We start from the raw sequence: 8,132 nt of genomic DNA on the forward strand, positions 1-8,132 counted from the left end.
GGCGTTTGAGGCAACCATGGCAGAGACAACCGCTTCGGGCTATATCCAGCACCACTTGCAGAACCTGACCTTCGGTCAGCTACCCAACGGCGGCTGGGGCTTTGCCCACACCGCAGCAGAAGCCAAGGAAATGGGCTTCTGGGCTTTCCACGTCGATACCCTCGGCTGGTCGGTCGCACTGGGCCTGATTTTCGTTCTTCTTTTCCGCATGGCGGCGAAGAAGGCGACCTCCGGTCAGCCAGGTGCACTGCAGAACTTCGTTGAAGTACTGGTCGAATTCGTCGATGGCAGCGTGAAAGACAGCTTCCATGGCCGCAGCCCGGTGATTGCACCGCTGGCACTGACCATCTTCGTCTGGGTGTTCCTGATGAACGCCATCGACCTGGTACCGGTCGACTGGATTCCTCAGCTGGCCATCCTGATCTCCGGCGATGCACACATCCCCTTCCGCGCCGTGTCGACCACCGACCCGAACGCGACCCTGGGCATGGCGTTCTCGGTTTTCGCACTGATCATTTTCTATAGCATCAAGGTCAAGGGCATCGGCGGCTTCATCGGCGAACTGACCCTGCACCCGTTCGGCAGCAAGAACATCCTCGTTCAGGCCCTGCTGATTCCGGTGAACTTCCTGCTGGAATTCGTGACCCTGATCGCCAAGCCGATTTCCCTGGCACTGCGTCTGTTCGGCAACATGTATGCCGGCGAACTGGTGTTCATCCTGATCGCTGTGATGTTCGGCAGCGGCCTGCTGTGGCTCAGCGGCCTGGGTGTAGTTCTGCAGTGGGCGTGGGCTGTGTTCCACATCCTGATCATCACCCTGCAGGCGTTCATCTTCATGATGCTGACCATCGTCTACCTGTCGATGGCGCACGAAGAAAACCATTAAGGCCAGTCTCGACTAGTCTGATGTCCTTCCCGGTCAAACGGGAAGGAGCCCGAACCGGGCTGAGAAACGATTTGTTTTACCGCTTTAATCTAAAAAACCTAAACCATACGACGTAAAAGTCGGGAGGAAAGATGGAAACTGTAGTTGGTCTAACCGCTATCGCTGTTGCACTGTTGATCGGCCTGGGCGCACTGGGTACCGCAATTGGTTTCGGCCTGTTGGGCGGCAAGTTCCTGGAAGGCGCAGCGCGTCAGCCAGAAATGGTTCCAATGCTGCAAGTCAAAATGTTCATCGTGGCCGGTCTGCTCGACGCCGTGACCATGATCGGTGTTGGTATCGCGCTGTTCTTCACCTTTGCGAACCCGTTCGTTGGTCAAATCGCTGGCTAATTACTCGGATGTCTCGAGTAGATTGGTGTGATGGACAACGTAACTGCGAGGTGTTGGCGTGAACATTAATGCGACCCTGATTGGCCAGTCCGTTGCGTTCCTGATTTTTGTACTGTTCTGCATGAAGTTCGTATGGCCTCCGGTCATTGCGGCATTGCACGAACGTCAAAAGAAGATCGCTGATGGTCTGGACGCTGCCAGCCGTGCAGCTCGCGACCTGGAGTTGGCCCATGAGAAAGTGGGTCAGCAACTGCGCGAAGCGAAAGCTCAGGCAGCTGAAATCATCGAGCAAGCCAAGAAACGCGGTACCCAGATTGTCGACGAAGCCCGTGAACAGGCTCGCGTCGAAGCTGACCGTGTGAAGGCTCAGGCTCAAGCCGAGATCGAACAGGAACTCAACAGTGTCAAAGACGCGCTGCGTGCCCAAGTGGGTGCTCTGGCCGTTGGCGGTGCTTCGAAGATCCTGGGTGCCACAATCGATCAAAACGCGCACGCAGAGCTGGTAAACAAACTGGCTGCTGAAATCTAAGCGAGGGCGATCATGGCAGAACTGACCACGTTGGCCCGACCTTACGCTAAGGCGGCCTTCGAGCACGCTCAGGCCCACCAGCAACTGGCCAATTGGTCAGCCATGCTCGGCCTGGCAGCAGCGGTGTCGCAAGACGGCACCATGCAGCGCGTGCTCAAGGCCCCGCGACTGACGAGCGCAGAAAAGGCCGCCACGTTCATTGACGTGTGCGGCGACAAGTTCGATGCCAAGGCACAGAATTTCATCCATGTCGTTGCCGAAAACGACCGTCTCCCGCTTCTGCCGGAGATCGCCGCTCTTTTCGACCTGTACAAGGCCGAGCAAGAGAAATCGGTAGACGTGGAAGTCACCAGTGCTTTCGCATTGAACCAAGAACAGCAAGACAAACTCGCCAAGGTTCTCAGTGCACGACTCAACCGGGAAGTGCGCCTGCAAGTCGAGGAAGACAAGTCCCTGATTGGGGGCGTTGTCATCCGCGCCGGCGACCTGGTTATCGATGGCTCGATTCGCGGCAAAATCGCGAAACTTGCCGAAGCATTGAAATCTTGAGTTTGAAGGGGCAGCAGAGCAATGCAGCAACTCAATCCTTCCGAAATAAGTGAAATTATCAAGGGCCGCATCGACAAGCTCGATGTGACCTCCCAAGCCCGTAACGAAGGCACTGTCGTCAGCGTATCTGACGGCATCGTGCGGATTCACGGTCTGGCCGACGTCATGTACGGCGAGATGATCGAGTTTCCGGGCGGCGTCTACGGTATGGCCCTCAACCTGGAGCAAGACTCTGTAGGTGCCGTGGTACTGGGCGCATACACGACGCTGGCTGAAGGCATGAGCGCCAAGTGCACCGGCCGCATCCTCGAAGTTCCGGTAGGTAAGGAACTGCTGGGTCGCGTTGTCGACGCACTGGGTAACCCTGTTGACGGCAAAGGTCCGCTGAACAACACCGAGACCGACGCGGTCGAGAAAGTTGCTCCAGGCGTGATCTGGCGTAAGTCGGTAGACCAGCCTGTACAGACTGGCTACAAGGCTGTCGATGCCATGATCCCTGTCGGCCGTGGCCAGCGTGAGCTGATCATTGGCGACCGTCAGATCGGTAAGACCGCTCTGGCGATCGACGCGATCATCAACCAGAAAAACAGCGGCATCTTCTGCGTCTACGTGGCAATCGGTCAGAAGCAATCGACCATCGCCAACGTGGTTCGCAAGCTGGAAGAAAACGGTGCACTGGCTAACACCATCATCGTTGCCGCCAGTGCTTCCGAATCGGCCGCACTGCAGTTCCTGGCACCGTACTCCGGTTGCACCATGGGCGAATACTTCCGCGACCGCGGTGAAGACGCGCTGATCGTTTATGACGATCTGTCCAAGCAAGCAGTGGCCTACCGCCAGATTTCCCTGCTGCTGCGCCGTCCACCAGGCCGTGAAGCCTACCCAGGCGACGTGTTCTATCTCCACTCCCGTCTGCTGGAGCGCGCATCCCGCGTTTCGGAAGAGTACGTAGAGAAGTTCACCAACGGCGCAGTGACTGGCAAGACCGGTTCCCTGACCGCTCTGCCGATCATCGAAACCCAGGCTGGCGACGTTTCCGCGTTCGTTCCGACCAACGTGATTTCCATCACCGACGGTCAGATCTTCCTGGAATCGGCCATGTTCAACTCGGGCATCCGTCCTGCTGTGAACGCCGGTGTTTCGGTATCCCGTGTGGGTGGTGCCGCTCAGACCAAGATCATCAAGAAGCTGTCCGGTGGTATCCGTACCGCCCTGGCCCAGTACCGTGAACTGGCGGCATTCGCCCAGTTCGCTTCTGACCTGGACGAAGCGACCCGTAAGCAACTTGAGCATGGTCAGCGCGTTACCGAGCTGATGAAGCAGAAGCAATACGCACCAATGTCGATCGCTGACATGGCGCTGTCGCTGTATGCCGCTGAGCGTGGGTTCCTGACTGACATTGAAATCGCCAAGATCGGCAGCTTCGAACAAGCGCTGATCGCTTTCTTCAACCGCGATCATGCCGATTTGATGGCCAAGATCAACGTTAAAGGTGACTTCAATGACGAAATCGACGCTGGCCTCAAGGCCGGTATCGAGAAGTTCAAGGCCACCCAAACCTGGTAAGCCGCAGCGGGAGCCGCAAGGCTCCCGCTTGCTAACCTGATAGGTGTTACATGGCAGGCGCAAAAGAGATTCGCAGTAAGATTGCGAGCATCAAAAGCACGCAAAAGATTACCAGCGCCATGGAAAAAGTGGCGGTCAGCAAAATGCGCAAGGCACAAATGCGCATGGCTGCTAGCCGTCCTTATGCGGAGCGCATCCGCCAGGTGATTGGTCATCTGGCCAACGCCAACCCGGAATACCGCCACCCGTTCATGATCGAACGCGCCGTCAAGCGCGTCGGTTACGTTGTGGTGAGCAGTGACCGTGGTCTGTGCGGCGGCTTGAACACCAACCTGTTCAAGGCCCTGGTCAAGGACATGGCGGCAAACCGCGAACAAGGCGTCGAGATCGATCTGTGCGTGGTCGGTAGCAAGGGTGCGGCTTTCTTCCGCAACTTCGGCGGCAACGTCGTCGCTGCTATCAGCCACCTGGGTGAAGAACCGTCGATCAATGACCTGATCGGCAGCGTCAAGGTGATGCTGGATGCTTACCTGGAAGGCCGGATCGACCGCCTGTCCGTGGTATCCAACAAGTTCATCAACACCATGACGCAACAGCCGACCGTGGAGCAGTTGATTCCACTGGTGGCGACCCCGGAACAGGAACTCAAGCACCACTGGGACTATCTCTACGAACCGGATGCCAAGGAGCTGCTCGACGGCTTGATGGTCCGCTACGTGGAGTCGCAGGTCTACCAGGCGGTGGTCGAGAACAACGCAGCTGAACAAGCGGCGCGGATGATCGCGATGAAGAACGCTACCGACAACGCCGGTGATTTGATCAGCGATTTGCAGCTGATCTACAACAAGGCGCGTCAGGCTGCGATCACCCAAGAGATCTCGGAAATCGTCGGCGGCGCTGCCGCGGTTTAACGGTTCAAATATTCAGAGGATCCAGCTATGAGTAGCGGACGTATCGTTCAAATCATCGGCGCCGTTATCGACGTGGAATTTCCACGCGACAGCGTACCGAGCATCTACGACGCCTTGAAGGTTCAAGGCGCCGAAACCACCCTGGAAGTTCAGCAGCAGCTGGGCGACGGCGTGGTTCGTACCATTGCGATGGGCTCCACCGAGGGCTTGAAGCGCGGTCTGGACGTCAACAACACTGGCGCAGCCATCTCCGTACCGGTCGGTAAAGCGACCCTGGGCCGGATCATGGACGTACTGGGCAACCCGATCGACGAAGCTGGCCCGATCGACACCGAAGAGCGCTGGGGCATTCACCGTCCTGCGCCAACCTTCGCTGAACAGGCTGGTGGCAACGAGCTGCTGGAAACCGGCATCAAGGTTATCGACCTGGTTTGCCCGTTCGCCAAGGGCGGTAAAGTCGGTCTGTTCGGTGGTGCCGGTGTAGGCAAGACCGTCAACATGATGGAACTGATCCGTAACATCGCCATCGAGCACAGCGGTTATTCCGTGTTCGCCGGTGTGGGTGAGCGTACTCGTGAGGGTAACGACTTCTACCACGAGATGAAGGATTCCAACGTTCTGGACAAAGTGGCACTGGTCTACGGCCAGATGAACGAGCCGCCGGGAAACCGTCTGCGCGTAGCCCTGACCGGCCTGACCATGGCCGAGAAGTTCCGTGACGAAGGTAACGACGTTCTGCTGTTCGTCGACAACATCTACCGTTACACCCTGGCCGGTACCGAAGTATCCGCACTGCTGGGCCGTATGCCTTCGGCAGTAGGTTACCAGCCGACCCTGGCTGAAGAGATGGGCGTGCTGCAAGAGCGCATCACTTCCACCAAGCAAGGCTCGATCACCTCGATCCAAGCGGTATACGTACCAGCGGACGACTTGACCGACCCGTCGCCAGCGACCACCTTCGCCCACTTGGACGCCACCGTCGTTCTGTCCCGTGACATCGCTTCCCTGGGTATCTACCCAGCGGTAGACCCACTGGACTCGACGTCGCGCCAACTGGACCCGAACGTGATCGGCCAGGAGCACTACGACACCGCTCGCGGCGTTCAGTACGTGCTGCAGCGTTACAAGGAACTGAAGGACATCATCGCGATCCTGGGTATGGACGAGCTGTCGGAAGCCGACAAGCAGTTGGTAAACCGTGCTCGTAAGATCCAGCGCTTCTTGTCGCAGCCGTTCTTCGTGGCTGAAGTCTTCACCGGTGCCTCGGGTAAATACGTTTCCCTGAAAGACACCATTGCTGGCTTCAAAGGCATCCTCAACGGTGACTACGACCACCTGCCAGAACAAGCGTTCTACATGGTCGGCGGCATCGAAGAAGCGATCGAGAAAGCCAAGAAACTGTAATCCCGGCGCCCGGCAACGGGCGCTAATTTAGGTTGAGGCAATCAGATGGCTATGACAGTCCATTGCGATATCGTCAGTGCGGAAGGGGAAATCTTCTCCGGTCTGGTCGAGTTTGTGGTTGCGCACGGTGAGCTGGGTGATCTTGGTATCGCCCTGGGTCACGCACCGCTGATCACCAGCTTGAAGCCAGGTCCGATTACTCTGACCAAGCAGGGCGGGGAACGGGAGGTGTTCTACATCTCCGGTGGTTTCCTCGAGGTTCAGCCGAACATGGTCAAGGTCCTTGCCGACACCGTGCAACGTGCTGCCGACCTGGACGAAGCTTCCGCTCAGGAGGCCGTCAAGGCCGCCGAGAAGGCCCTGCACGAGCGCGGCGCGGAGTTCGACTACGGTTCTGCTGCCGCACGTCTGGCCGAGGCCGCAGCCCAGCTGCGTACCGTCCAGCAGATCCGCAAGAAGTTCGGCGGCTAAGCCGTCTGCTTTCTGTGCGATTGATTAAAAAGGGTAGCCTCGGCTACCCTTTTTTCTTTTCCCCCTATTCATTACCTGGTCGCAGCCGCTGACCACCCAGGATTGGTAGCCAGTCATGTCTCTTGAAATCGTTATCCTCGCGGCCGGCCAAGGCACCCGCATGCGTTCGGCGTTGCCCAAGGTCTTGCACCCGGTCGCCGGCAATTCCATGCTCGGTCATGTTATCCACAGTGCGCGGCAACTTGATCCACAGCGCATTCATGTGGTCATCGGCCACGGTGCCGATGCGGTACGCGAACGCCTGGCGGCGGATGACCTGAATTTCGTGCTGCAGGACAAACAACTGGGCACCGGCCATGCCGTGGCCCAGGCCGTGCCGTTCATCACGGCCGATACGGTGCTGATTCTCTACGGCGATGTGCCGCTGATCGAAGTCGAGACCTTGCAGCGCCTGCTCAAGCACGTCGCCCCGCAGCAGTTGGGCCTGCTGACCGTCGAGCTGGATGACCCCACCGGTTACGGCCGCATTGTGCGCAACGCCGACGGCCAGGTGACGGCGATTGTCGAGCAAAAGGACGCCAACGAGGCACAGCGCGCGATCACCGAGGGCAACACCGGAATTCTTGCCGTGCCGGCCGAGCGCCTGGGCGACTGGATGAGTCGTCTGTCGAACAACAACGCCCAGGGTGAGTACTACCTGACCGATGTGATCGCCATGGCCGTTGCCGATGGGCTGGTGGTCGCCACCGAGCAGCCGCTGGACGCCATGGAAGTGCAGGGCGCCAACGATCGCCGGCAACTGGCCGAGCTGGAGCGCCACTATCAATTGCGCGCCGCCCGCCGCCTGATGGCCCAAGGCGTGACCCTGCGCGATCCGTCCCGTTTCGACGTGCGCGGTGAAGTCAGCGTGGGTCGCGACGTGGTCATTGATATCAACGTCATCCTCGAAGGCAAGGTCGTCATCGAAGACGACGTGGTCATCGGCCCGAACTGCGTGATCAAGGACAGCACCCTGCGCAAAGGCGTGGTGATCAAGGCCAACAGCCATCTCGATGGCGCGGTCATGGGCGAAGGCAGCGACGCCGGCCCGTTTGCGCGGTTGCGTCCAGGCTCCGTGCTGGAAGCCCGTGCCCATGTGGGTAACTTCGTCGAACTCAAGAACGCTCATTTGGGCGAAGACGCCAAGGCCGGTCACCTGACCTACCTGGGTGACGCTGAAGTCGGCGCCCGCACCAACATTGGCGCCGGCACCATCACCTGCAACTACGATGGCGCCAACAAGTGGAAAACCGTAATGGGTGACGATGTTTTCATCGGCTCCAACAACTCCTTGGTGGCGCCTGTGGATATCTCCAGCGGTGCGACCACGGCAGCCGGTTCGACCCTGACCCAGAATGTGGATAACGGCCAATTGGCGGTGGCGCCCG

General features: G+C 58.7%; 9 protein-coding genes. All 9 read left to right on the forward strand.

Features of this window, described 5'->3' with window-relative positions:
• Window positions 1-16: 16 nt before the first annotated feature.
• Window positions 17-886 (forward strand): F0F1 ATP synthase subunit A, encoded by an 870-nt coding sequence (atpB, locus tag J4E53_RS14175; RefSeq protein ID WP_039593180.1) that lies wholly within the window; start codon window positions 17-19, stop codon window positions 884-886.
• A 131-nt stretch (window positions 887-1,017) separates the two neighbouring features.
• Window positions 1,018-1,275: a F0F1 ATP synthase subunit C gene (atpE, locus tag J4E53_RS14180; protein WP_003097235.1), complete on the forward strand. Its 258-nt coding sequence runs from the start codon at window positions 1,018-1,020 to the stop codon at window positions 1,273-1,275.
• A gap of 58 nt (window positions 1,276-1,333) precedes the next feature.
• Window positions 1,334-1,804 carry a F0F1 ATP synthase subunit B gene (locus tag J4E53_RS14185; RefSeq protein ID WP_047230097.1) on the forward strand — a complete coding sequence of 157 codons (471 nt, stop codon included), beginning with the start codon at window positions 1,334-1,336 and terminating at the stop codon, window positions 1,802-1,804.
• A gap of 12 nt (window positions 1,805-1,816) precedes the next feature.
• Complete coding sequence (locus J4E53_RS14190) at window positions 1,817-2,353, forward strand: F0F1 ATP synthase subunit delta (RefSeq protein WP_060739913.1); 537 nt, start codon at window positions 1,817-1,819, stop codon at window positions 2,351-2,353.
• Between the two features lie 21 nt (window positions 2,354-2,374).
• The gene (atpA, locus tag J4E53_RS14195; protein ID WP_053126819.1) at window positions 2,375-3,919 is read left to right on the forward strand and encodes a F0F1 ATP synthase subunit alpha; all 1,545 of its coding nucleotides are present in this window, start codon (window positions 2,375-2,377) and stop codon (window positions 3,917-3,919) included.
• 50 nt (window positions 3,920-3,969) lie between these two features.
• A complete protein-coding gene (atpG, locus tag J4E53_RS14200) occupies window positions 3,970-4,830 on the forward strand; it encodes a F0F1 ATP synthase subunit gamma (RefSeq protein WP_060739914.1) in 861 nt (286 codons plus the stop codon).
• Window positions 4,831-4,857: 27 nt separating this feature from the next.
• The gene (gene atpD, locus J4E53_RS14205; protein ID WP_003187186.1) at window positions 4,858-6,234 is read left to right on the forward strand and encodes a F0F1 ATP synthase subunit beta; all 1,377 of its coding nucleotides are present in this window, start codon (window positions 4,858-4,860) and stop codon (window positions 6,232-6,234) included.
• 45 nt (window positions 6,235-6,279) lie between these two features.
• Window positions 6,280-6,705 carry a F0F1 ATP synthase subunit epsilon gene (locus J4E53_RS14210; protein ID WP_060739915.1) on the forward strand — a complete coding sequence of 142 codons (426 nt, stop codon included), beginning with the start codon at window positions 6,280-6,282 and terminating at the stop codon, window positions 6,703-6,705.
• A 115-nt stretch (window positions 6,706-6,820) separates the two neighbouring features.
• Window positions 6,821-8,132 (forward strand): bifunctional UDP-N-acetylglucosamine diphosphorylase/glucosamine-1-phosphate N-acetyltransferase GlmU (glmU, locus tag J4E53_RS14215; protein ID WP_207268154.1); only part of this gene is annotated, 1,312 nt, incomplete at its 3' end.

This window comes from Pseudomonas sp. FW305-28 (assembly GCF_017351395.1).
Taxonomy (GTDB): domain Bacteria; phylum Pseudomonadota; class Gammaproteobacteria; order Pseudomonadales; family Pseudomonadaceae; genus Aquipseudomonas; species Aquipseudomonas fluorescens_AA.

Coding starts and splice junctions, on each gene's coding strand:
- atpD (WP_003187186.1), top strand. CDS start 4,858: ATGAGTAGCGGACGTATCGTTCAAATCATCGGCGCCGTTATCGACGTG.
- atpE (WP_003097235.1), top strand. CDS start 1,018: ATGGAAACTGTAGTTGGTCTAACCGCTATCGCTGTTGCACTGTTGATC.
- J4E53_RS14190 (WP_060739913.1), top strand. CDS start 1,817: ATGGCAGAACTGACCACGTTGGCCCGACCTTACGCTAAGGCGGCCTTC.
- J4E53_RS14210 (WP_060739915.1), top strand. CDS start 6,280: ATGGCTATGACAGTCCATTGCGATATCGTCAGTGCGGAAGGGGAAATC.
- atpB (WP_039593180.1), top strand. CDS start 17: ATGGCAGAGACAACCGCTTCGGGCTATATCCAGCACCACTTGCAGAAC.
- atpG (WP_060739914.1), top strand. CDS start 3,970: ATGGCAGGCGCAAAAGAGATTCGCAGTAAGATTGCGAGCATCAAAAGC.
- atpA (WP_053126819.1), top strand. CDS start 2,375: ATGCAGCAACTCAATCCTTCCGAAATAAGTGAAATTATCAAGGGCCGC.